The sequence below is a fragment of the Actinomadura nitritigenes genome (assembly GCF_017573545.1).
GTDB lineage: Bacteria > Actinomycetota > Actinomycetes > Streptosporangiales > Streptosporangiaceae > Spirillospora > Spirillospora nitritigenes.
Window position 1 is genome coordinate 1 of the sequence record NZ_JAGEOK010000017.1, and the last position, 22828, is coordinate 22828.

Here is a 22828-nt window from a genome sequence, read left to right on the forward strand (position 1 = left end):
CCCTTCGCCGTTTTCGGGGGGGCGACCCCCCGAGCCCCCCGGTGTGGGGGCTCCGCCCCCACGCCCCCGGCGCGCGCTGCGCGCGCTTTTTGGGGCTTCGCCCCTTGCCCCCCTCGGGCTTCGCCCTTGCATGCTGGCGCGGGTTTTTGCTCCGCGCCCTGTTCCTCGGTCCTCTGGCTTGTGCTGTTTTCGGGGTTCGGTAATTGCGGGGTTTTTGGTGTCCGTATTTTCGGGGGTTCGTCCGGTGATCAACCGTTACGGATACGTTGCGGTCGGTGCGGGGTGGCCTGCCTAGACTGGGCGGTGCGTGCGGGGGGATTTGCATTCTTGCTCATCCGATGGGAGTGGGATGTCGGAGGATCCCTCTGGTCGGCGGGACGCGAGGGTCCAGGAATTCACCGCCGTCTGCGGGCTTCTGCTGACCCTTCTCACGCTCTATGAGGGGCCGCTTCTGAGAATGCCGTGGTGGGGGCAGGCGCTCGTCATCCTCGGCATCGTGGTGCTCGGGATCGTGATCGTCGCCGTCGCCACCTCCTCCGGGGGCGCGCCGGGGATCTGGCCGAGAGTGAAGGCCGCCATCGGGCGCGCCGTCGAGGTCGCGCGGTGGGCGTGGGGGCTCGTGCGGCTCGGGGCGGCGGGGATCGCGGCGGCCGCCGTCGTCATCCTGGGGATCATGTTCGTGCCGCCGCTGTGGTCGGCGGCCACGTCCGGCGGGGCCTGCGGCGAACCCATCGACCTGCGGGTCGTCACGGACGCCGAGAACGTCGGGCCGCTCACCGCGGCGGCGCGCCGGTACATGGCGGACAGGTCCGGCGGCGGCTGCCGGGCGGTCACCGTCGACGTCACCGGGGACGCGCCGGCCGAGCAGGTCGAGAAGGGCTTCTCGCACGGCTGGACGAGCCCCGGCACCGGCCTGAACGACGACGACTGCTCGTCGCGGCCCGCGCGGGCGACGCTGCTCGGCGCGCAGCCGGACGTCTGGATACCCGCCGGCTCGATCGTCGCGCGGGGCGTGCGGGACTACCTCGAAGGGCTGAGCACGTGCTCGGGGAAGGTGAGCCCCGTGCTGGCGCGAGCCGACCTCGACCTGCAGGGATCCGTCGCCTCGTCGCCTCTGGTCGTCGGCGTCTTCTCCAGGTCGGACCAGCCGGGCCTGGTCGCCGACGGCGGGAAGCGGAAGCTGGCGCCGCTGCTGGACGCGTTCTACAAGGACGGGCTGGTCCGCTCCCTCGCTCGTCCCTCCCCGGACGCCTCCTCGTCCGGGCTGCTGGCGACCCCGCTGCTGTACCAGGCCATGCCGGATTCCCGCGGCGATCCGGCGAAGGTGGAGGAGGCCCTCGCCCAGACCGAGGCGCCCGCCGGTGACGCGGTCTCGATGCTCTGCGAGCTGCGGAAGGGCGCTCCGGCCCCGCCCGACGGCATGGCCGTCATCGTGCCGGAGAGCGTCCTCGCCAGATACGACCACGGCGACGCGCTGGGAGGCACCGGATGCCCCAGCGGGGCGCCGCCCCAGCAGTGGCGGCTCTTCCCCTACTACGCCGATGACCTTCCGGTTCTCGACTACCCCTTCGTGCACGTCCGCTGGCAAGGCCAGGACACCGGCCGGCGCGACCGGGCGGTGGCGGACTTCCGCACGTGGCTCCAGCAGGACGCGCTGACGCGGGAAGGGCTCCGAACCCCGGCGGGCGCGCTGACCGGTGACGACCACGCGGTGCGGGATCTTCGGAACGGAGGCCATCCCGTTCCCGAGAGCGTGCCGCCCCGTCCACCGGCCGGCGGCCAAGACTGCACCGGGTCGCTGGAGGAGCTGCTGGGCTGCTACCACGGCGCCCGGCCGCCGCTTCCGCTGAGCGTGATGCTCGACGTCTCCGGCTCCATGGCGAACCCGTCGGGGCCCCAGAGCGACCCGCGCCTCGGGTTCGCGCAGGCGCTGGCGCTGCGCATCATGGACGGCGTCCGGCCGAGCGCCCCGACGTCGCTGTTCCTGTTCTCGCGCCCGCCGAGGGCACCTCTCGGGTACCGGATGCCGAACGGCGGGCTGGCCGCCGCCGCGGGCGGCGAGTCGGACCGTTCCGACGTGGAGACCGCCGTCCAGCGGGCCACCACGAACGGCTGGGACCTGCCGCTCACGTCGGCCGTCGACCAGGCCGCCGCGCACCTGCCGCTCGGCCGGCAGACGCTGGTGGTGGTGACCGACGGGCAGGCCGCGTCCACCAACCCCGGCGCCGGCGGCCAGGCCGCCGCGCTCGCCCGGCGGCTCAAGAAGGACTACCCCGACATGGACCTGCTGATCGCGCTCACCGCCTCGTCGGACTGCCGCGCCGAACCCGTCGCCTCGATCGCCGCCGCCTTCGGCCCGGACTCGTGCATGTCCGGGGACACCGTCGACGCGCTCACGAGTCTCGTGATGGCCCGGATCTACCGGAGCGACGGCTGATGGCCGCGCCGCGCAGGCGCATCGTCGCGTCCGTCGTGGCGTTCGCCGTGACGCTGGTGCTGCTGCAGGGGATCCGGTGGTCGCTGGCGTACCACCCGCTGTTCCACGGCTGCGGCGAGCACCGCGGCCTGACGATCGCCGCGGACGTCGACGTCAGCCCGGACTTCCAGCGCCGCGCCCTCGTCGAGAAGTGGAACGGCCTGCACCCGAACGAGCCGGCGACCCTGATCGAGGTGGCGCGGTCGACGGACACCACGCGCAGCCAGATCGCCGCGGCCCTGGAGTCGGGGAGCTGCGCCTACGACGTGCTGCTCGTCGACGTGGCGTGGCTGCCGGAGTACGCGCGGCGGGGCTTCCTGGCGCCGGTGCGGAACGCCTGGATGGACGGCCCGTCCGACTTCCTCCCGTCGACCATGAGGACGGGCCAGTGGAAGGGCGAGCAGTACGCGGTGCCGTGGTTCACCGACGCCGGCCTGCTGTACGTGCGGAAGGGCACGAAGCCCCCCGGCTCCTTCGACGAGCTGCTCAAGGACGGGTACGCGACGCAGCTGGCGGACTACGAGGGGCTCACCGCGAACGCGCTGGAGGCCATCTGGAACTCCACGGGGGAGCTGGTCCTCAGCGACGCCGTCGACAAGGTGGACGTGCGGACCGCCCAGGTCGTCCTGACCGGCCTCGACCACCTCGCGCAGGGCGGGCCCGCCCTGGCCGCGTCCCGGGACTCCATGGAGGACGGCTCCCTCAAGGCGTTCGCCTCGGGGCAGGCGACGCTCATGCGCAACTGGCCGTACGCCTTCAGGGCGCTCACCGCCGACCCGCGCGTCGGGAACGGCTTCGACGTCCGGCCCCTGCCGTCCCGGGGCTACACGGTGCTCGGCGGCTGGGACCTCGCGGTGTCCGCGCGCTCCAGGCACCAGGCCGAGGCGGGCGAGCTGATCCGTTTCCTGACCCGCAGGGACTCGCAGCACACCCTGTTCGTGTGCGGCGGGTTCACACCGACGCGGAGCTCGGTGTTCGACGACAGGAACCCGTGCGGCGACGAGAAGTACAGTTCGGGCGAGCTGCCACCGGCCGACCGTTTCGCGCAGTTCGCCGGCACGCTCAAGACGGCGCTGTTCCAGGCGCGGCCCCGCCCCGTCACGCCGTACTACGCGCAGTTCAGCGAGTCCTTCCGCGGCTGCGTGGAGCAGGTGCTCGACGCCCACGCCGTTCCCCCGCGGGCCCGGGAGCCGAGCGCCGCGACGCTCGCGAAGGTGCTCACCGCCGCGCTGAAGGGCGAGCACAGCAGCTGCTAGCGCGCGTTGTTGATGATCTCCGCCAGGCGGGCCGGGTGGGAGAGGAACGCGGAGTGGCTGGAGGGGAGTTCGCGTGCGTGGGCGGCGCGGGTGCTCAGCGTTCGCTGGACGCCCACGGCGGTCGCGCGGTCCTGCGTGCAGACGACGTAGGTGGAGGGGATCGCCTTCCAGGCGACGGCGTTCGGTGACTGCTGCGTGAAGGGCGGGGCCATGGGGCGGAGGTGGCGCGCGGCCTCTCGGGGGTCGGGGCAGTCGTGGAAGAGGACGTGCTCGGCGCGGTCGGGCTTGAAGGCGAGCAGGCCGTCCTCCGTGACGTCGCAGTCGATCTCCGGGTTGACGTTGGGCTCGTCGCCGGCCCGGGCGCCGAAGCCCATGAGGGTCTCGCCCTCGTCGGCGTTGTAGGCGGCGACGTAGACGAGGTGGCGCACGGCGGGGTGGCCGGCGGCGGCTTCGGTCGCGGGGATGCCGCCGTAGGAGTGGGCGACGAGGGTGACGCCGGTGTGGGCGTCCAGGACCTCCCTGATCGCGCGGGCGTCGTCGTGCATGTCGCCGTGGGCGGGGCCGCAGCTGGGCAGGTCGACCGCGACGGCCGGGGCGTCCAGGCGAGGCGTCACCTCCCCCCAGTACCAGGGGGCTGTGCCAGGCTCCGTGCACCAGGACGTACGTCATGGCCGGTCCTCTCCTCGGCTGCGATACATCGTAGGACGATCTGGCGGGGGCGTCTCAGGGCTGCGGGGAGGCGGACATAACCTGGGCGTATGCGGAAAGTGGTGGCGGGTGCGCTCGATGTCTGCTGCGTGCTCGTGTTCGTGGCGATCGGGCGCAGCTCGCATGACGAGGCGGCCAGTGTGACGGGGTTCCTGAACACCGCCTGGCCGTTCCTGGCGGGCCTCGCGGCCGGGTGGGCCGTGCTGCGGGCGTGGCGGCGGCGGCCCGACGCGGTGGTGCCGGTGGGGATCGGGGTCTGGCTGTCGACGGTCGCGGTGGGGATGGTGCTGCGGGTGGTCTCGGGGCAGGGGATCGCGTTCACGTTCGTGCTGGTCGCGCTCGTGTTCCTGGGGCTGGTGCTGCTCGGATGGCGGGGCGTCGCGCGGGGTGCGGTGGCGCTCCGGGGTGACAAACCCGAGCGTGTCTGAGTTGTTGGATCTCTCCAAATGACCGGGCGGTCTGTTTGCCGGTCGGGCCGGTTGACGCCGGGCGCGCGGTGCTGGTGAAGTTACCCGCGAGTCACGTGGGTGACCGAGCAAGCATGTCGAAGGGGACACGATGGCATCAGCGCTGCGGGACTGGCTGGACAAGCCGAACACCGGACGCGGCGTCCACCTGGCGGCCGACGACGGCGGCTGGGACTTCCGCGGCTACGGTGAGCTGGCCTCCGCCGCGCGCCGCACGGCCGGAGCGCTGATCGAGGAGGGCGTCCGCCCGGGCGACGTGGTCTGCCTGATCCTGCCCACGGACTTCACCTGCATCGAGACCTACTTCGGCGTGTGGGCCGCGGGCGCCACGGTCTGCCTGATCACCCCGCCCCTGTTCCAGGACGGCGACGACTACGTCGCGCACGTGGCCGCGATCCTGCGGCAGGCGAAGCCGGTGCTGGTGGCCGCGTCCACGGACCTGGCGGACTACGCGGGACGGGCGATGGCGCAGGCCGGCCTTCCCGGCGAGCCCTGGCTGCCGCGGCAGGCGGCGGCCGAGGCCGAGGTGCAGCCCGCCGGGGAGCTGGCGCTGCTGCAGTTCACCTCGGGGTCCAGCGGCGCGCCGCGCGGCGTCATGGTGACCTGGGACAACCTGGAGGCCAACAGCGAGCTGATCGCCCGGTCGGCGGGTTTCGAGGACGACGACGTCGTCGCGTCGTGGCTGCCGCTCTACCACGACATGGGGCTGATCGGCTGCTTCCTCACGCCGATCGCCCGGCAGGGGATGCTGCGGCTGATGCGCCCTGACCACTTCATCCGCGACCCCGCACGCTGGATCCGCTGCTTCGCCGAGGCCCAGCACACGGCGGCGCCGCCGTTCGCGTACGCCTACTGCGCGCGGCGGGTGAAGCCGGAGCAGCTGGAGGGCCTGGACCTGTCCGGCTGGAAGATGGCGCTGATCGGCGCGGAGCCCATCGACCCGCACTCGCTCGAGGTGTTCGCCCAGCTGCTGGAGCCGTTCGGCTTCTCGCGGACGGCGTTCCGCCCGGCGTACGGGATGGCGGAGACGACGCTGCTCGTCACGATGGACAAGGAGCTGCGCGACCCGCTGGCCGTCCGGCCCGACCGGGAGTCCCTGTCGTTCGGGAAGCCCGTGCGGATCCTGGAGCAGCACTCGCTCGGGCGGCGGTCGGTCGGCGCGAAGGCGGGCTGGATCGTCGGCTGCGGGACGCCCGAGGAGGACGTGCCCGTCCGGATCGTCGACGACGAGGGCCGGGCGATGCCGGAGGACGTGCTCGGCGAGATCGTCGTGGGCGGCGCCTCGGCGTGCCCGGGCTACTTCGCGGGCGCCGAGGCCAAGTCGACGCGGTTCATCGACGGCGAGGTCTACACGGGCGACGCGGGCTTCTTCCACGAGGGCCAGCTGTTCGTGCTGGGGCGGATGGGCGACAGCATCAAGGTGCGCGGCCGGTCCGTCTACGTGGAGGACCTCGAATCCAAGATCGCCGAGGTGTCCGGGCTCGGCAAGGGCCGCATCGTGGTCGTCGGGGTGCCGGGCGCCGGGCAGAAGGGCCTCGCGCTGTTCGCCGAGACGCTGGACGACGCGTGGGTGCCCGAGGTGCGCGAGACGCTGCGCCGCCGGGTCGGCGAGGACGTCGAGGTGACGATCGTGGTCGGCACCGGGCTGATCCAGCGCACCTCCAGCGGCAAGCCCCGCCGCCGGTACATGTGGGAGCGGCTCAAGGACGGCAGGATGGACGGCGCCCGCGTCGTGGACTGAGCCCGCGCGGCCGGCCGGGAAGGGCGGCGCCGCGAGGTCGTCCTCCGAACGGGGCGTCCAATTGCTAAAGCCGGTGATAACGGACAACATGGGTTGACGCTCTGAGAGGTCGACGATGCCGTCTGTTGCCACGACGCTTTTTCGTGCCGTTCGAGGGGGGACGACCCCCCGCGCCCCCCGGCTCGCTTCGCTCGTTGAATTGGGCTCCCGCCTGGGTTCCACCGCCCAGAACGCCCTCGAGGTCGCCCGTTTCGGCGGCCTCGACACCGAGGAGGACGCCTCCCCGTTCGAGGTGGTGACCGAGCAGCGGGTGTACCGGCTGCGGCACTACTTCCCGCGGGCGGCGGACGGGCCGGTGATGCTGCTCGTCCCGCCGCTGATGATCACCGCCGAGGTGTACGACATCTCCTCGCGGGTCAGCGCGGTGGGGGTGCTCCGGGATCTCGGCGTGGACCCGTGGGTGGTCGACTTCGGCGCGCCCGAGCGCGAGCCCGGCGGGCTGGAGCGGACCGTCACCGACCACGTGGTGGCGGTCAGCGACGCGATCGACCGGGTCCGCGCGATCACCGGCCGGGACGTCCACCTCGCCGGGTACTCGCAGGGCGGCATGTTCGTCTACCAGGCGGCGGCGTACCGGCGCAGCGAGGGCGTGGCGTCGATCGTGACGTTCGGCAGCCCGTCCGACACCAGCGTCGGGCTGCCGTTCGGGCTGCCGAGCTGGATCGCGACGGAGGGCGCCGAGCGGATCCCGGACTGGATGCTCGGCGGGTTCGCGGTGCCGGGCTGGGTGACGCGGCTGGGATTCCAGCTGCTCAGCCCGGTGAAGTCGGTGCGGTCGCGGGCCGAGTTCCTCATGCAGCTGCACGACCGGGAGCGGCTCGCGCCGCGCGAGCGGCAGCGCCGGTTCCTGGAGCGGGAGGGCTGGGTGTCGTGGCCCGGCCCGGCGCTCGCGGAGTTCATCCGGCAGTTCATCCAGCACAACCGGATGCTGACGGGCGGGTTCGTGATCGGCGACCGCCTCGTCACGCTGGCCGACATCACCTGCCCGGTGCTGACGTTCGTCGGCGAGGTCGACGAGATCGCGGCGCCGCCGATGGTGCGCGGGATCCGGCGGGCCGCGCCGCGCGCCCAGGTGTACGAGGCGTGCCTGCGGGCCGGGCACTTCGGGCTCGTGGTGGGCAGCCTCGCGATCTCCCGGACGTGGCCGTCGGTCGCGGCGTGGGTGCGGTGGCGCGAGGGCGACGGGGAGCCGCCGGAGATCGTCGCGCCGGTGACCGGGGACGAGGAGGCGCCGCCGGCGTCCCTTCCCGGCGGGGCCGCGGGCTACGGCCTCCAGCTGGCGATGGGCATCGGGACCAGCGCGGCGCGCTCGGCGTTCCGGACGGCGGCGCGGGCCGTCCAGGGGACGCGGCAGCTGGGCGGGGAGGCCGCGCAGAACCTGCCGCGGCTGGCCCGGCTGGAGCGGATCCACTCCGACACGCGGATGTCGATGGGCCTGCTCCTGGACGAGCAGGCCCGGCGCATGCCCGGCGAGGTGTTCTTCCTCTACCAGGGCCGCGCGCACACCCACGACGCCGCCAAGCGGCGCATCGACGCGATCGTGCGGGGGCTGATCCACATCGGCGTCCGGCACGGGGACGCGGTGGGCGTGCTGATGGGGACGCGGCCGACGGCGCTGGCGCTGGTCGCCGCGCTGAGCCGGCTCGGCGCCGTCGCGGTGCTGCTGCGCCCGGACGGCGACCCGGCGGCGGAGGCCCGGCTGAGCGGGGTCACCCGGGTGATCGCCGACCCCGAGCACGCGGCGCGGGCCGCCCGCCTCGACGGGGTCGAGGGCCACGTGCTCGGCGGCGCCGGACGCGGCGACCGGCCGGGCGGGCGCGGCCCGCTGCCCGACATGGAGCTGATCGACCCGGACGCGGTGGAGCCGCCGCGCTGGTACCGGCCGAACCCGGGACGGGCCGGCGACCTCGCGTTCGTGATCTTCAGCGGGGACGGCGAGCACCTGCGCGCGAACCGGATCACCAACCGGCGGTGGGCGCTGTCGGCGTTCGGCACGGCCTCGTCCGCCGCGCTGTCCCCGGCCGACACCGTCTACAGCATCACGCCGCTGCAGCACCCGTCCGCGCTGCTGATGAGCCTCGGCGGCGCCGTCGCGGGCGGTGCGCGGCTCGCGCTCGCCGGCGGCTACGACCCGGAGACGTTCTGGGACGAGGCGCGCCGCTACGGCGTGACCGTCGCGTCCTACACCTGGACGCTGCTGCGCGACCTGGTGAACGCGCCGCCCGACCCGGCCGAGCGGTACCACGCGGTGCGGCTGTTCATCGGGTCGGGGATGCCGCGCAACCTGTGGCGGCGGGTCGAGGACCGGTTCGCGCCCGCGCGGGTGCTGGAGTTCTACGCCTCGACGGAGGGCGAGGCGGTCCTGGTCAACCTGAGCGGCAAGAAGCCCGGCTCGCTCGGCCGCCCGCTGCCCGGCAGCGCCGAGGTGCGGCCGGCCCGCTACGACCTGGAGAGCGGGCGCCTCGTCCAGGGGCCGGACGGCCTCGGGATCGAGTGCGAGCCCGGCGAGATCGGCATGCTGCTCGCGCGGGTCCGGCCGTCGGCGCTGGGGTCGGCGGCGCGGCCGGTGCGCGGGGTGTTCCGTCCCGAGGACGCGTGGACGATCACCGGGGACCTGTTCCGGCGCGACGCCGACGGCGACTTCTGGCTGGTCGGGCGGGACGCTGAGCTGATTCGCACGGCGGAGGGGATCGTCCCGCCGGGGCCGATCCGCGACGCGCTCGGCGACCTGCCGTACATCGACGTCGTCGCGGTCTACGGCATCCCGGTCGGCGACACCGAGCTCGCCGCCGCGGCGGTGAGCCTGCGCGAGCCCAAGCGGAGCGAGAAGGGCGCGGGGGGCGGTTCCGCCGCGGACGGCGCCGAGCTGAAGCCGGTGGACCTGTCGGAGGCGCTGCTGCGGGTCGAGCCGGGGATGCGGCCGTCGATCGTCCGGGTGGTGGACGAGGTGCCCGTCACGGCGGGGCGGCGGCTGCGGACGGCGCCGCTGCGCGCGGAGGGCGTCCCGGCCGCGGACGGGCGGACGTACTACCGGGACCGGGCGGGCGCGTACCGGCCGCTCACGGAGGCGGCGCGGCGTCGGCTGCTGCGCGCGCCCGCGTCCGGCGGCGTAACTCACGTTCCGTAAGTCTGGACTTACGGGCGTCCGTTGCGTTACAACAAAGCGACAGAAATCGCACTTTTGTTGCACGCCGCCCCGGTCCCCGGCCGGGCGGCGCGTCCGGAGGGTTCATGACGAGCGTGCTCGCGCCGCCGCCCGAGGGCAGCGGACTCAAGGCGGTCCCCGGCGTCCCCGGAATCCCGTACGTCGGCAACACCCTCAGCGTGATGCGCGACCCCATCGGGATGGCCCGGCGCCGCTACGAGGAGTACGGCCCGATCGCGTGGGGCTGGCTGCTCGGCATGCGGACCTGCACCGTCCAGGGGCCGGAGGCCGCCGAGGCCGTCCTGGTCAACCGGGACAAGGCGTTCGCGAACGGCCCCGCCTGGAGCTATTTCATCGGGCCGTTCTTCCACCGCGGCATCATGCTCCTGGACTTCGAGGAGCACCTGCACCACCGCCGGATCATGCAGCAGGCGTTCACCCGGCCCCGGCTGCAGGCGTACATGGAGGCGATGGCGCCCGGCATCGTCCGGGGCGTCGAGGCGTGGGACGCCCGGTCCGGCTTCAAGGTCTACGACCACGTCAAGCAGCTCACCCTCGACCTCGCCACGGACGTCTTCATGGGCGTCGAGCTGGACCGCGCCGAGGCCGACCGGGTCAACGGCGCGTTCATCGACGCCGTCCGCGCCGGCACGGCCTACGTCCGGTTCAACGTCCCCGGCCTGCGCTGGAGCAAGGGCCTGCGGGCCCGCAGGGAGCTGGAGGCGTTCTTCTACCAGCACCTGCCCGCCAAGCGCCGGGACGGCGGCGACGACCTGTTCGCGGCGCTGTGCGAGGCGGAGACCGACGACGGGCAGCGCTTCACCGACGAGGACGTCGTCAACCACATGATCTTCGCGCTGATGGCGGCGCACGACACGACCACCATCACGCTCACCACGATGGCGTACTACCTCGCCAAGTACCCCGAATGGCAGGAGCGGCTGCGCGACGAGACGTTCGCGCTCGCCGGGCGGCTCGGCCGGCCGTCGCTGGAGTACGCGGACCTCGACGAGCTGACCGGCATCGACATGGTGATGAAGGAGTCGCTGCGGATGGTCCCGCCCGTCCCCGCGCTGCCGCGCCGGGTCGTCAAGGACACCTCGATCCTCGGCTACCACATCCCCGCCGGTACGACCGTCGTCGTCCCGATGCTGAGCAACCACCACATGGCCCAGTGGTGGAAGGACCCCGACACGTTCGACCCCGAGCGGTTCTCGCCCGAGCGCCGCGAGGACAAGGCGCACAAGTACGCGTGGTCCCCGTTCGGCGGCGGCGCCCACAAGTGCATCGGCATGTACTTCGCGGGGATGCAGGTGAAGACGATCCTTCACCAGCTGCTCCAGCGGTACCGGTGGAGCGTGCCCGCGCGGTACGAATGGCCGCTGGACACCACGTCGCTGCCGTCCCCGAAGGACGGCCTGCCCGTCCGGCTCGACCGCCTCTGAACGAATGAGCGAAGCGAACCGGGGGGCGTGGGGGGTCGTCCCCCCTCGAAAGGAGCGTCCGCAATGAGCAAGGTCATCGCGATCACCGGCGCGGCGCGCGGCATCGGGCTGGCGACCGCCCGCGCGCTCAGGGCCCGGGGCGCCGCCGTCGTGATCGGCGACGTCGACGAGGCCGCCGTGAAGGAGGCGGGCGAGTCGCTGGGCGTCGCCGCGTTCCCGCTGGACGTGACGGCGCGCGAGTCGTTCGAGGCGTTCCTGGCGAACGCGGAGGACGCGGCCGGGCCGCTGGACGTGCTGGTGAACAACGCCGGGATCATGCCGATCGGGCCCGTCACCGGCGAGAGCGACGCCGACGCCCGCCGCTGCCTGGACGTCAACGTGCACGGCGTCATGCTCGGCACGAAGCTGGCGCTGGGCCGGATGCTGCCGCGCGGGCGCGGCCACGTGATCAACGTGGCGTCCGTCGCCGGGGTGCTGCCGACGCCGGGCCTCGCGCTCTACAACGCCAGCAAGTCCGCGGTCGTGGCGTTCACCGAGGCGGCGCGGCTGGAGGTCCAGGGCAGGGGCGTGCACGTCAGCGCGGTGCTGCCGACGTTCACCAACACCGACCTGATCGCGGGGACGCGCAGCCCGAAGGGGATGCGCAACTGCGAGCCGGAGGAGATCGCCGCCGCCGTCGCCGGGCTGGTCGCCCGCCCGTGCCCGCAGGTCGTCGTCCCGAAGGCGCTGGGCCGCCGGATCAGGTTCGGCGCCCTCCTGCCGGACCGCCTGAGGCAGGCCGTCTCCCGCCGCTACGGGCTCGACACGCTCTTCCTCGACTACGACCCGGAAGCGAGAAAGGGCTACGACGCGAGGATCCGCTCCGCCTCCTGACGGCGGCGGGCGCGGCGGAACGCCCGGCGGGCCTGGGGGAGGTACCGGACGGCCTCGGGGAGCAGCGGCCAGAGCCGGTTGCCGGCGCGGACGGCCGCGGCGAACCGGCGGTACCGGCGCTCGTCGGCCGCGCTCCAGGGCAGCTCCAGCAGCTCGCGCATCCGGGGATGCAGGCCGCCGACCGTGATGAACCGGGCGACCGCGTTCAGCGGCGGCGACACCGCCCGCCACACCGGCTTCGGCACCTTCGGCGGGGCGGGCAGGCCCTTGGTGGCGTAGCCGACGCCGTACCGGGCGGTCTTGTGGGCGACGATCTCCTCGTCGAGCATCCGCTTCCAGTACGCCTGGAACGCCTCCCAGTCGTCCGGCATGGCCCGGTCGCTGACCCCGTACATCCGGAACCAGGTCTTGGACTCGTCGTAGATGCGGCGCTTCTCGTCCTCGCCGAGGGGCCGGACGAACGTCTCGATGCCGTAGAGCATGTTGTCGAGGAAGGTGGCGTGCGCCCAGTAGTAGGTCTCGGGGTCGAGCGCGTGGTAGCGGGATCCGTCGGGCATCGTCCCCTTGATGCCGACGTGGTAGTCGCGGACCCGGCGTCCCGTCTCGGAGGACCGGTCGCCGCCGTAGACGGTGTCGAGGATCGGCCCGGCGGAGCGCTTCAGCCGCGCGAACGTCTCGGAGAAGAACACCGAGTGGTCCAGGACGCCCTGGCCGAGCGCCGGAAGCATGTTCTGCAGCACCGCGGCGCGCGGGCCGACCAGCAGCATCCGGGTGTCGCCGAAGTACCGCCAGGTCAGCGAGCCGGGGCCGAGAGGGGTGGGCGCTGGGTCGGGCATGGACACCGCCGAGGGGGAACGAGGATGGAACAGAACGACAGTAATTGTAGCTGTGTCGCGCAGAATGTCACGGAAGGGGCCCCGAGGGCGGTTAAGGTGCGTCCATGACCACGGACGCGACCTCGCTGACCGGTGCCCGGCCGTCTGAGCGCGGCGACGGCGGGCTGCTCGCCCGGCTGTCCGATCCCGCCGCCGACGGCGACGACCTGGACGCCCGGATCCTGGACGCCGCGCTCGGCGAGTTCGAGACCTACGGGCTGCGCAGGGTCAGCGTCGAGGACGTCGCGAAGCGGGCCGGCGTCGCGCGCACCACCATCTACCGGCGGTTCACCAACAAGGAGCAGCTGCTCCAGGCGGTGATCCTGCGCGAGTGCCGCCGCTTCCTGACCGGCATCGCTCGCGCCACCGAGGGCCTGGCGTCCCCCGAGGACGCGGTGGTCGAGGGCTTCGTGGCCGGGTTGCGGAGTGCCCGCACGCACCCGCTGATGACGCGGGTCCTGCAGAGCGAGCCGGAGGCGTTCCTCCCGCAGCTCAGCATGAACGGCGGCGCGGTCATGATCGCCGCCCGCGACGTCCTCGCCGACCGGCTGCGGCGCGCCCGCCCGGACCGCGCCGACGAGCACAACGCCGTCGCCGAGGTGCTGCTGCGGGTCGCGGTGTCGCTGCTGCTGGTGCCCGGCGGCGGGCTCGCGCTGGACGACGAGGACGACATCCGCGCGTTCGCCCGCGGCTACCTGACCCGCATGCTGCGGCCGGGGGAGAGCGCCGGCTGAATCGCCCATTCCGCCCGGGGCGGCCGTCCCGTACCCTCTGATTTGTCGAATTTCGTTCTAGAATCGGAGGCGGGCCATGGCGGCGGTCGTTCGGACGGCGTACGGCGAGGTTCGCGGCACCACCCGGGACGGCGTCACCGCCTTCCTCGGCATCCCCTACGCGGCGCCGCCGTTCGGCGAGAACCGGTTCAAGGCGCCGCGGCCGCACGAGCCCTGGGACGGCGTCCGCGACGCCACCGAGTTCGGGCCCACCGTGCCCAAGCCCGGCTACCCGCGCCCCTACGACCGGCTGCTGCCCGACCCGGTCATCCCGGGCGACGACTGCCTCAACCTGAACGTCTGGACGCCTGAGCCCGGCGGTTCCGGGCTGCCGGTCATGGTGTGGATCCACGGCGGGGCGTTCCGCAACGGGTCCGGCGCCGTCGACGTCTACGACGGCCGCAACTTCGCCCGCGACGGCGTCGTCTGCGTCAGCATCAACTACCGGCTCGGCGTCGAGGGCTTCGCGCACCTTCCCGGCGCCCCGGCCAACCGCGGGCTGCTCGACCAGATCTTCGCGCTGGAATGGGTCCGCGACAACATCGCCGGGTTCGGCGGCGATCCGGCCCGCGTCACGGTGTTCGGCGAGTCCGCGGGCGCGATGAGCGTCAGCACCCTGCTCTCCCTCGACCTCGGCCTGTTCCACCGCGCGATCGCGCAGAGCGGCGCCGGCTCCATCGCGCAGGACCCGGCGGACGCCCTGCTCGTCACCAAGGAGATGGCCGCGCGGCTCGGCGTCGAACCGACCGCCGAGGGGTTCGCCGCGCTCGACCCGGCCGCGATCCTGCCCGTCCAGTCCGCCGTCGCCGCCGAGGTCACCGCGGTGCCCGACCCCGGCCGCTGGGGCGCCACCACCGCCGCCGGCGGCATGTCCCTCACCCCCGTGCTGGACGGCGAGTTGCTGTCCCGGCGGCCCGAGGACGCGGTCGGCGCCGGCGCCGGGCGCGACGTGGACCTGCTCACCGGCTACACCTCCGAGGAGTTCCGGCTGTTCCTGATGCCGACCGGGATCGCCGCCGCCCTCACCGACGACCTGGTGTTCGCCGCGGCCGCCGGGATGGGCGTGCCGCCGGGGGTCGCGGCCGCCTACCGGGACCGGCACCCCGGCGTCCCGTCCGGCGAGCTGATGGCGACGATCATCACCGACAGCCTGTTCCGGATCCCCGCGAACCGGCTCGCCGAGCGGCACGCCGCGTCCGGCGGCACCGGCGGCACCTGGATGTACGAGTTCGGCTGGCGGTCCCCGAACCACGACCTCGGCGCCTGCCACGCCCTCGAACTCGGCTTCGTCTTCGACAACCTCACCGCCGAGCCCGACGGCCTCGCGGGCCCGAACCCGCCGCAGGAGCTGGCCGACCGGATGCACCGCGCCTGGGTCGCGTTCGCCTCCGGCGGCGACCCCGGCTGGGACCGGTTCGAGCCGTCCGGACGCGCGGTGAAGCTCTTCGGCCACCCGGCCGACGAGATCGTCCACGACCCCCGCGGCGACGACCGGAAACTCTGGGCCTAGAGGCGGGCGGTGATGTGCTCGGCGATCGCCAGGGACGACGTCGCGGCGGGGGAGGGGGCGTTGCGGACGGTCACCACCGGGCCGACGCGGCCGATGCGGAAGTCGTCCACCAGCGAGCCGTCCGGGTCCACCGCCTGGGCGCGGACGCCCGCGGGGGCGGCGACGACGTCGTCCGCGGTCAGCTCGGGGACGAACCCGCGCGCCTGCGCGACGAACGCCCGCTTGACCGCCGATCCGTACAGCTCCTTGGCCCCGGTCCGCCAGTGCCGCCGCGCGAGATGCCGGAAGCCGGGGAAGCGCAGCGTCTCCCACAGGTCGGCGGGCCGGACGTCGCGGCGCCGGTAGCCCTCCCGCGCCAGCGCCAGGACGGCGTTGGGGCCGACGTCGACGCCGCCGTCCACGCGGCGGGTGAAGTGGACGCCGAGGAACGGGTACCGGGGGTCCGGCACAGGGTAGATCAGCCCGCGCACCAGGCCCGTCCGGGACGGGACGAGCCGGTAGTACTCGCCCCGGAACGGGACGATCGCGGGCTCCGCGGAGTCGCCCGCCAGCCGGGCCACCCGGTCCGACTGGAGGCCGGCGCACACGATCAGCAGGTCGAACACCAGCTCCTCGCCGGCCGAGCCCACCCGGACGCGGTCGCCCGCCCGGCCAAGCCGGACCACCTCGAAGCCCAGCCGGACCTCGCCGCCGCCGGCGGTGACGTCGTCCGCGAACGCGCGCGCCACCGCCGGGAAGTCGACGATGGCGGTGGTGGGCGAGTGCAGTGCCGCGACGCCGGCGGCGTGCGGCTCGATCTCGCGCAGTTCGGCGCCCGTCAGGCGCCTCAGCCCGGGGACGCCGTTGGCGGTGGCGCGGCGCTCGATCTCCTCCAGCGGGCCCAGTTCCGCCGCGTCCCGCGCCACGACGACCTTGCCGCACTCCTCGTACGGCAGGCCCTTCTCCGCGCAGTACTCCTTCAGCAGCCCGATGCCGCGGCGGCACAGGGCCGCCTTGAGCGACCCCGGCGCGTAGTAGAGGCCCGCGTGGGCGACGCCGCTGTTGTGGCCCGTCTGATGGGCCGCGACGCGGGCCTCCTTGTCCAGGACCGTCACGTGCGCGCCGGGCCGCGTCGCGGTCAGCCGCCGCGCGACGGCCAGTCCCAGGATCCCGGCCCCGACGACACCGATCCGCATCTCCGCCACGGGGCGAATGCTACGGCGTGGCGGACGCCAGGGCGTGCGGGGCCGGGCGGGATCAGCTGCCCAGCCGCTTGCGGCCCTGCGCGCGGACGCGCTTGCGCTGCGACGGGTCGAGCATCAGGTAGCCGGCGAGCGGCGCCCCGAGGACGCCCAGGATGATCAGCGCGCTCAGCCACCACGGGAACACGAACAGGGTCAGGAAGCCGACGACGACTCCACCGATCACTACCTTGGTCTTGGTCGACATCTGGTACCTCCGTTTACGGGCCGCCATCTGTTACAACGGCCGTCCCGCGACCGCTGTTCCACGATATGTCGCGAGTCCGCCCGGAGGCCAGCCGCCGTTTCCGCCCGGCCCTCGGCCAGGCCCGGCCGTCAGCCGGCCGTGCGACCCGTCCGGACGTCAGACCCGGAGGGACAGCTGCCCGCCGCCCAGCGTGCGCAGCACCTCGGCGTGCAGCCGGCCGTTGGTGCACACCACGCTGCCGCCGTCCGGGCCCGGCACCCCCGACAGGTCGGTGAACATCCCGCCCGCCTCCTCCACGATCACCTGGAGGGCGGCGAGGTCCCACAGCGACACCTCCGGCTCGGTGGAGATGTCCACCGCGCCCTCCGCCACCATCATGTGCGACCAGAAGTCCCCGAACGCCCGCGTCCGCCACACCTGCCGCGTCAGGTCGAGGAACTGGGGGAGGCGGCCCTGCTCCTCCCAGCCGCTCAGGCTGGAGAACGACAGCGACGCGTCGGACAGCTCCGTCACGGCCGACACGTTCATCCGGGTCGCGCGGGTCAGGCTGCGGCCCGTCCAGGAGCCGCCGCCGCGCGCCGCCCACCAGCGCCGGTTCAGCGACGGCGCCGACACGACCCCGACCACGATCTCGTCGTTCTCCATCAGCGCGATGAGCGTCGCCCACACCGGGACGCCGCGCACGAAGTTCTTCGTGGCGTCGATCGGGTCGATGATCCAGCACCGGTTGCCGTACCCGGTCCGGCCGTACTCCTCGCCGAGCACCGCGTCCCTCGGCCGGGCCCGCTTCAGCGTGCCGCGGATCTGCTCCTCCACGCTGCGGTCGGCGTCGCTGACCGGCGTCAGGTCCGGCTTGGTCTCGACGCTCAGGTCGAGGGCGCGGAAACGCCTGGTCGTGATGTCGTCGGCCCCGTCCGCCAGCACGTGCGCGAGACGCAGGTCATCGGAATAGCCCGCCACGGCGTGCCACGCTACCGCGATCACGGCCCGCACCGACACACTCACCCCGGGCCGTGACGGCTTTTCGGCCCGCCCCCGAGGCGCGGCGGACCGGTGCCGCGCGCGGGCACCTGGCAGCATGGGCGCATGGCCCACGACCTACCCGGGTGGGTCGCCGAGCTGACCGATCCGCGCCGCGCGCGGACGCTCGACGAGCTCGCCGACCGCCTCGTCCCCCTGGCCGAGCACGCCATCGACGTCTCCCGCAGGCTGCAGGCGCAGCTGAACGAGCTGAACGACCCGTTCAAACGGGAGGCCCTGTACGGGCGGGTCGAGCGGCTGAAGGCCCGGGCCGGCGAGGCGCTGGAGGAGATCACCGCGGAGATCGCCGCGTCCGGCGACGAGCGCCTCGAACGGCTCTGGGCGGACTGGGCGGAGCGCGCCGCGGCCGACGGGCGCGACGCCCGCGAGGAGGAGTTGCGCCGCCGCCTCGACCGCGACGTCGTCCCCGTGCTGTCCCGCAGCCGGCGGGACGTGGCCGAACGGGTCGCCGCGCGGACGTCCGGCGCGCTGGAGGAGGCGACACAGACCCTGCTCACCCGGGTGGAGGAGCTGGCGAGGGCCGTCACCGACCTGATCACCGAGGTGCTGCCGCTGGCCCGCGAGGGCCTGGAACTCGCCAACCGCGTCTCCGGCCTGTCCGCGCGGGCCCGCAAGGCCGGGCGCGGCCCGATCCCCGAGGAGCTGAAGGACGCCGGCGCCGGGACGGCCCGCGCGTTCGACGAGGCCGTCGCGCGGCTGGAACTGGAGTGGGCCGCGCTCGGTGCCCGGTCCGCGAGCGTGCGGGCCGCGCTGCGCGCCGCCGAGGAGAGCGCGTTCAGCCACGTCACCGAGGAGATGACGCGGTGCGTGGAGGAGCTGGCGCCCGAGCACGTCCGGGCCCTGAACGAGGCGGAGGCGCGGGCCCGCGCCCTGTTCGGCGACCCCGCTGAGGACCGGCCGGCCACGTGACCCCCGGGCCCGCCGGCCGCGCCGCGCGGCCGGCCGGCCCGGCCCCGCATGCGCCGGTTCAGCCGGAGGAGCGGAAGGTCGCGAGGAACGTCTCGTACACCGGGACGGTCGCGTCCCAGTGGGCCTGGTCGGCGGCCAGGATCACCTGGTAGAGCGCGCCGTCGAACCGGAAGACGCGCACCCGCGCCCGGCCGGCCGTGCCGTTCTTGGTGAACGTGAACTCGGTCTCCGCCGCGTCCTGGCCCTGGTACGGCACCTTCCGGTGGAAGTACACCTGCTTGTAGTCGGTGTAACCGGAGTCCTTCATCGCCGCCGCGAGCGCGTCCCCGGGGTCGTCGGTGTCGAAGGGGCCGGGCTTCACCCGCGCCACGGCCACGCCGCGTGTCGCGCCCTTGTCCGGCGCGCTGAAGGTGACGTCGTCGCCGGACCCGTCGGCCGTCCAGCCGTCGGGCACGGCCGCTACGAACGCCGACCCCTCGTACCGGTGGTAGCCCGGCGGGATGCCGGAGCCCGCGCTCGGTGACGGACGGGCGCTCTGCGTGCCGTGCGGCCCGCCGTTCCCCCCGCCGCCGTCGACGAAGACCGCGAACACCACGGCCGCCGCGACCAGCGCGACCGCGAAGATCCCGGCCGGGACGATCAGCTCCCACCGCCGCCGCCCGGACCCGGGCGCCGGCGGCTCGGGAAGCGGCGGCGTGCCCGGGTGCGGACCGGGGGACGGCGGCACGGGGCCGGGCGGCGGTCCGGGCGGCCGCGTCCCTTCGCCGCCCTGGCCCAGGGTGGCGTTGAGCCCTCGCGGCTCCGGGTTCGGCAGCGGGCCGGGCGGATTCGGGCCTGGCGGAGCCGGGCCTGAGGGATGCGGGCCGGGAGCGGGCGCCGCCGCGGCCGCGCGCAGCAGCCGCTCGGCCTCGTCGTAGCCGAGGCGGTCGTGCGGGTCGCGGCGCAGCAGTCCGTGCAGGACCGGTTCCAGCGGCCCGGCGCGGCGCGGCGGGTCCGGGTCCTCCCGGAGCAGCGCCCCCATCAGGGCGTAGATGTCGGGGCGCTCGTACGGGCGGCGGCCCTCGACCGCCGCGTACAGCGTGGCGCCCAGCGACCACAGGTCGGACACCGCGGTGGCGTCCTCGCGGCGCGCCTGCTCGGGCGACAGGTAGGCGGGGGAGCCGACGATCGCGCCGGTCTGCGTGAGCGTGTCGTCGCCGGCGATGGTGGCGACGCCGAAGTCGGTGAGCACCGCCCGCTCGCCGGTGAGCAGGACGTTCGCCGGCTTGACGTCCCGGTGCACCACGCCCTCGGCGTGCGCCGCCCGGAGCGCGCTCAGCAGGTCCAGCCCGATCCGCGCCACCCGGTCCGGGGCGAGCGGGCCCTCCCGCCTGATCACCGCGTCCAGGGCGGGCGCCCGCACCAGCCGCATCACGATCCAGGGACGGCCGTCCTCCCTGACGACGTCGTGGACCGTGACGATGCCGGGATGGTCGAGCTGCGCCGCCGACCGCGCCTCCCGCATCGTCCGCGCGTACACGTGCTCGGCCTGCGTCCGGTCCAGGCCGCGCGGCGGGGACACCTCCTTGATCGCCACCTCGCGGCGCAGCACCGTGTCGCGGGCGCGCCAGACCACGCCCATCCCGCCCCGGCCGAGCTCCTCCAGGAGCTCGTAGCGGCCCTCGTCGATCGTGCGCGGCATGCAGGCGACGATACCGACGTACCACCCGGAGTGAGGCGCCGTTCCCGCCCGGTCCGCGGGCCCTCGGCTACTCCGGCTCGCCCTCCCGGCTGGCGAGCAGCCGGCGCAGCGAGTCCAGCCGGGCCCGGCTGGCGTGCCCGTCCTCGACCCATCCGTCCAGGCCGCAGGACTCCTGCAGGTGGTCGCAGAGCGGCGGGCAGCGCTCCGCCGCGCCCTCCGCCAGGTCCTCGAAGGCGTTGATCACGTTCTCCGGTTCGACGTGCGCCAGCCCGAAGCTGCGCACCCCCGGGGTGTCGATGATCCAGCCGTCGCCGCCGGGCAGCTCCAGCGCGATCGCCGACGAGGACGTGTGCCGTCCCCGCCCGGTCACCGCGTTCACCTGGCTGACGGCCCGCTCCGCGTCCGGGACCAGCGCGTTGACCAGCGTCGACTTGCCGACGCCCGAGTGCCCGACGAGCACGCTCGTGCGGCCGGACAGGTGCCCGCGCAGGTCGTCCAGGTCGCCGCCGCGCCGCGTCACCACGTACGGGACGCCGAGCGGCGCGTACTCGGCGACGAGGCCGTCGGGGTCGGCGAGGTCGGCCTTGGTGAGGCAGAGCAGCGGGTCCATCCCGGCGTCGTAGCCGGCGACGAGCTGCCGGTCGATCATCCGGGGCCGCGGCTCCGGGTCGGCCAGCGCCGTCACGATCACCAGCTGGTCGGCGTTCGCGACGATGATCCGCTCGAACGGGTCGCTGTCGTCGGCGGTGCGGCGCAGCGACGACGCCCGCGGCTCCACCCGGACGATCCGGGCGAGGGTGTCCGGCGCGCCGGACACGTCCCCGACCAGCGCGACCCGGTCGCCGACCACCACGCCCTTGCGGCCGAGCTCGCGGGCGCGCATCGCGGTGACGGGCCGCTCGCCGCTCGTCCCGGCGTCCACCAGGCAGCGGTACCGGCCGCGGTCCACCGCCGTCACGAACCCGGTGGAGGCGTCCTCGTGCGCCGGGCGGCGGCGGGTGCGCGGCCGCGACCCGCGGCGCCCGGGCCGCACCCGGACGTCGTCCTCGTCGTAGTCCTGTACTCGTCGTGCCAGTGGTCCGGTCTCCGTTCTTCGGCCGGCGCCGCTCTCACGCGGACGCCAGCATCGACCCCCACAGCTCCGTGAAGCCTGGAAGTGTCTTGCCCACCGTGGCGGGATTCTCCACCTCGACGCCCGGGACGGCCAGCCCCAGCACCGCCGCCGCCATCACCATCCGGTGGTCGTCGTAGGTGCTGAAGACGCCGCCGTGCAGCGGGCGCGGCCGGATCTCCAGGCCGTCCGGCAGCTCCCGGACGTCCCCGCCGAGCCCGTTGATCTCCGTCACGAGCGCCGCCAGCCGGTCGGTCTCGTGGCCGCGCAGGTGCGCGATCCCGGTCAGCCGGGACGGGCCGTCGGCCAGCGCGGCGAGCGCCGCCAGCACCGGGGTCAGCTCGCCGACGTCGTGGAGGTCGGCCTCCAGCCCGCCGAACCCGCCGGTCCCGCGGACGGTCAGGCCGCCGGGGCCGGGCGTCACCTCCGCGCCCATCCGGGCGAGGAGATCGCGCAGCGCGTCACCGGGCTGGGTGGTGTCCGACGGCCAGTCCGGCACGGTCACGCGCCCGCCGGTGACGAGCGCGGCGGCGAGGAACTGGGCGGCGTTCGACAGGTCGGGCTCGATCACCCACTCGCCGCCGCGGACGGGGCCCGGCGCGACCCGCCAGACGTCGGTGTCCGTCTCGACCGTCACGCCGCGGTCGCGGAGCATCCGGACGGTCATCGCCAGGTGCGGCGCGGACGGCACCGGCGGCCCCTCGTGCCGGACCTCCACGCCCTTGCCGAACCGCGGCGCGGCCAGCAGCAGCCCGGACACCAGCTGCGACGACCCGGACGCGTCGATCGTGACCGGCCCTCCGTCGACCGCGCCGGTCCCGTGCACGGTGAAGGGCAGCGCGCCGCGCCCGCCGTCGTCGATGGCGACGCCGAGCGCGCGCAGCGCGGTGATGATCGGGCCCATCGGCCGCTTGCGGGCGTAGGGGTCGCCGTCGATGGAGACGTCGCCCGCGGCGAGCGCCGCGACGGGCGGGACGAACCGCATCACCGTCCCGGCGAGCCCGGTATCCACCCGCGCCGGCCCGCGCAGCTCCTGCGGGACGGTCTGCCAGTCGGCGTCCGCCTGGGGGGACGATTCCCCAGACCCCTCGGCAACCGCCTTCGAATCCTCCCCGATGCTCGCGCCCAGCGCGCGCAGCGCGTCCGCCATGAGCTCGGTGTCGCGGCTGTGCAGCGGCCGGGTGATGCACACCGGGTCCTCGGCGAGCGCCGCGAGGATCAGCGCCCGGTTCGTCATCGACTTGGAGCCGGGCAGCCGGACCGTGGCGTCGACCGGGCCGCCGGCGACCGGGGCGTTCCAGTGCGGAGAGGGCATGACCCAAGGTTATC

17 protein-coding genes and 1 pseudogene are annotated in these 22828 nt (G+C 74.2%); 10 read left to right on the forward strand and 8 right to left on the reverse strand.

Annotation, left to right across the window (positions count from 1 at the left end):
* Positions 1–349 precede the first annotated feature (349 nt).
* Both J4557_RS25895 and J4557_RS25900 read left to right on the forward strand, forming a co-directional pair.
* Positions 350–2437: a substrate-binding domain-containing protein gene (locus tag J4557_RS25895; RefSeq protein ID WP_208269343.1), complete on the forward strand. Its 2088-nt coding sequence runs from the start codon at positions 350–352 to the stop codon at positions 2435–2437.
* Positions 2437–3732, forward strand: a complete 1296-nt coding sequence (locus J4557_RS25900; protein WP_208269344.1) for an extracellular solute-binding protein — start codon at positions 2437–2439, stop codon at positions 3730–3732. Before J4557_RS25895 ends, J4557_RS25900 begins: the two co-directional genes overlap by 1 nt.
* On the opposite strand, the pseudogene J4557_RS25905 reads toward J4557_RS25900, so the two are convergent.
* A pseudogene (locus J4557_RS25905) lies at positions 3729–4361 on the reverse strand (alpha/beta fold hydrolase); the annotation flags it as partial. The gene J4557_RS25900 and the pseudogene J4557_RS25905 overlap by 4 nt on opposite strands.
* A gap of 129 nt (positions 4362–4490) precedes the next feature.
* Between J4557_RS25905 and J4557_RS25910 the strand changes: the two are divergent.
* From J4557_RS25910 to J4557_RS25930, 5 genes are all read left to right on the forward strand, one after another.
* Positions 4491–4868, forward strand: a complete 378-nt coding sequence (locus J4557_RS25910) for a DUF3054 domain-containing protein (RefSeq protein ID WP_208269346.1) — start codon at positions 4491–4493, stop codon at positions 4866–4868.
* A 130-nt stretch (positions 4869–4998) separates the two neighbouring features.
* Positions 4999–6648 (forward strand): AMP-binding protein, encoded by a 1650-nt coding sequence (locus J4557_RS25915; protein WP_208269347.1) that lies wholly within the window; start codon positions 4999–5001, stop codon positions 6646–6648.
* Positions 6649–6847: 199 nt separating this feature from the next.
* Positions 6848–9835: an AMP-binding protein gene (locus J4557_RS25920; protein ID WP_243776366.1), complete on the forward strand. Its 2988-nt coding sequence runs from the start codon at positions 6848–6850 to the stop codon at positions 9833–9835.
* Positions 9836–9939: 104 nt separating this feature from the next.
* Positions 9940–11298, forward strand: a complete 1359-nt coding sequence (locus J4557_RS25925) for a cytochrome P450 (RefSeq protein ID WP_208269348.1) — start codon at positions 9940–9942, stop codon at positions 11296–11298.
* Between the two features lie 63 nt (positions 11299–11361).
* Positions 11362–12171, forward strand: a complete 810-nt coding sequence (locus tag J4557_RS25930) for an SDR family oxidoreductase (RefSeq protein WP_208269349.1) — start codon at positions 11362–11364, stop codon at positions 12169–12171.
* Here J4557_RS25930 and J4557_RS25935 read toward each other — a convergent pair.
* Complete coding sequence (locus J4557_RS25935; protein WP_208269350.1) at positions 12141–13007, reverse strand: oxygenase MpaB family protein; 867 nt, start codon at positions 13005–13007, stop codon at positions 12141–12143. The two genes, J4557_RS25930 and J4557_RS25935, sit on opposite strands and share 31 nt — an antisense overlap.
* A 104-nt stretch (positions 13008–13111) precedes the next feature.
* Here J4557_RS25935 and J4557_RS25940 point away from each other — a divergent pair, with 104 nt between their 5' ends.
* Both J4557_RS25940 and J4557_RS25945 read left to right on the forward strand, forming a co-directional pair.
* The gene (locus tag J4557_RS25940) at positions 13112–13780 is read left to right on the forward strand and encodes a TetR/AcrR family transcriptional regulator (protein WP_208269351.1); all 669 of its coding nucleotides are present in this window, start codon (positions 13112–13114) and stop codon (positions 13778–13780) included.
* 76 nt (positions 13781–13856) lie between these two features.
* The gene (locus tag J4557_RS25945; protein ID WP_208269352.1) at positions 13857–15329 is read left to right on the forward strand and encodes a carboxylesterase/lipase family protein; all 1473 of its coding nucleotides are present in this window, start codon (positions 13857–13859) and stop codon (positions 15327–15329) included.
* Here J4557_RS25945 and lhgD read toward each other — a convergent pair.
* From lhgD to hisN, 3 genes are all read right to left on the reverse strand, one after another.
* On the reverse strand, positions 15326–16504 hold the full coding sequence (gene lhgD / locus J4557_RS25950) for an L-2-hydroxyglutarate dehydrogenase (RefSeq protein ID WP_208269497.1): 1179 nt from the start codon (positions 16502–16504) through the stop codon (positions 15326–15328). The genes J4557_RS25945 and lhgD overlap by 4 nt on opposite strands.
* Positions 16505–16565: 61 nt before the next feature.
* Positions 16566–16757 (reverse strand): tail-anchor membrane protein, encoded by a 192-nt coding sequence (locus J4557_RS25955; protein WP_151541353.1) that lies wholly within the window; start codon positions 16755–16757, stop codon positions 16566–16568.
* 156 nt (positions 16758–16913) lie between these two features.
* A complete protein-coding gene (gene hisN, locus J4557_RS25960; RefSeq protein WP_208269353.1) occupies positions 16914–17717 on the reverse strand; it encodes a histidinol-phosphatase in 804 nt (267 codons plus the stop codon).
* 126 nt (positions 17718–17843) lie between these two features.
* Here hisN and J4557_RS25965 point away from each other — a divergent pair, with 126 nt between their 5' ends.
* Positions 17844–18707, forward strand: coding sequence for a hypothetical protein (locus tag J4557_RS25965; protein WP_208269354.1), 864 nt, complete (start codon positions 17844–17846; stop codon positions 18705–18707).
* A 58-nt stretch (positions 18708–18765) separates the two neighbouring features.
* On the opposite strand, the gene J4557_RS49875 is transcribed toward J4557_RS25965, so the two are convergent.
* From J4557_RS49875 to aroA, 3 genes are all read right to left on the reverse strand, one after another.
* The gene (locus J4557_RS49875; protein ID WP_243776367.1) at positions 18766–20388 is read right to left on the reverse strand and encodes a serine/threonine-protein kinase; all 1623 of its coding nucleotides are present in this window, start codon (positions 20386–20388) and stop codon (positions 18766–18768) included.
* A gap of 67 nt (positions 20389–20455) precedes the next feature.
* Positions 20456–21421, reverse strand: a complete 966-nt coding sequence (gene rsgA / locus J4557_RS25975) for a ribosome small subunit-dependent GTPase A (RefSeq protein ID WP_307800212.1) — start codon at positions 21419–21421, stop codon at positions 20456–20458.
* 76 nt (positions 21422–21497) lie between these two features.
* On the reverse strand, positions 21498–22814 hold the full coding sequence (aroA, locus tag J4557_RS25980; RefSeq protein WP_208269355.1) for a 3-phosphoshikimate 1-carboxyvinyltransferase: 1317 nt from the start codon (positions 22812–22814) through the stop codon (positions 21498–21500).
* Positions 22815–22828 lie beyond the last annotated feature (14 nt).

Bases quoted from the DNA above. Each gene is read 5' to 3' on its own strand.
- J4557_RS25895 (WP_208269343.1), top strand. From the start codon at position 350: ATGTCGGAGGATCCCTCTGGTCGGCGGGACGCGAGGGTCCAGGAATTC.
- J4557_RS25900 (WP_208269344.1), top strand. From the start codon at position 2,437: ATGGCCGCGCCGCGCAGGCGCATCGTCGCGTCCGTCGTGGCGTTCGCC.
- J4557_RS25910 (WP_208269346.1), top strand. From the start codon at position 4,491: ATGCGGAAAGTGGTGGCGGGTGCGCTCGATGTCTGCTGCGTGCTCGTG.
- J4557_RS25915 (WP_208269347.1), top strand. From the start codon at position 4,999: ATGGCATCAGCGCTGCGGGACTGGCTGGACAAGCCGAACACCGGACGC.
- J4557_RS25925 (WP_208269348.1), top strand. From the start codon at position 9,940: ATGACGAGCGTGCTCGCGCCGCCGCCCGAGGGCAGCGGACTCAAGGCG.
- J4557_RS25930 (WP_208269349.1), top strand. From the start codon at position 11,362: ATGAGCAAGGTCATCGCGATCACCGGCGCGGCGCGCGGCATCGGGCTG.
- J4557_RS25935 (WP_208269350.1), bottom strand. From the start codon at position 13,007: ATGCCCGACCCAGCGCCCACCCCTCTCGGCCCCGGCTCGCTGACCTGG.
- J4557_RS25940 (WP_208269351.1), top strand. From the start codon at position 13,112: ATGACCACGGACGCGACCTCGCTGACCGGTGCCCGGCCGTCTGAGCGC.
- J4557_RS25945 (WP_208269352.1), top strand. From the start codon at position 13,857: ATGGCGGCGGTCGTTCGGACGGCGTACGGCGAGGTTCGCGGCACCACC.
- lhgD (WP_208269497.1), bottom strand. From the start codon at position 16,504: ATGCGGATCGGTGTCGTCGGGGCCGGGATCCTGGGACTGGCCGTCGCG.
- J4557_RS25955 (WP_151541353.1), bottom strand. From the start codon at position 16,757: ATGTCGACCAAGACCAAGGTAGTGATCGGTGGAGTCGTCGTCGGCTTC.
- J4557_RS25965 (WP_208269354.1), top strand. From the start codon at position 17,844: ATGGCCCACGACCTACCCGGGTGGGTCGCCGAGCTGACCGATCCGCGC.
- J4557_RS49875 (WP_243776367.1), bottom strand. From the start codon at position 20,388: ATGCCGCGCACGATCGACGAGGGCCGCTACGAGCTCCTGGAGGAGCTC.
- aroA (WP_208269355.1), bottom strand. From the start codon at position 22,814: ATGCCCTCTCCGCACTGGAACGCCCCGGTCGCCGGCGGCCCGGTCGAC.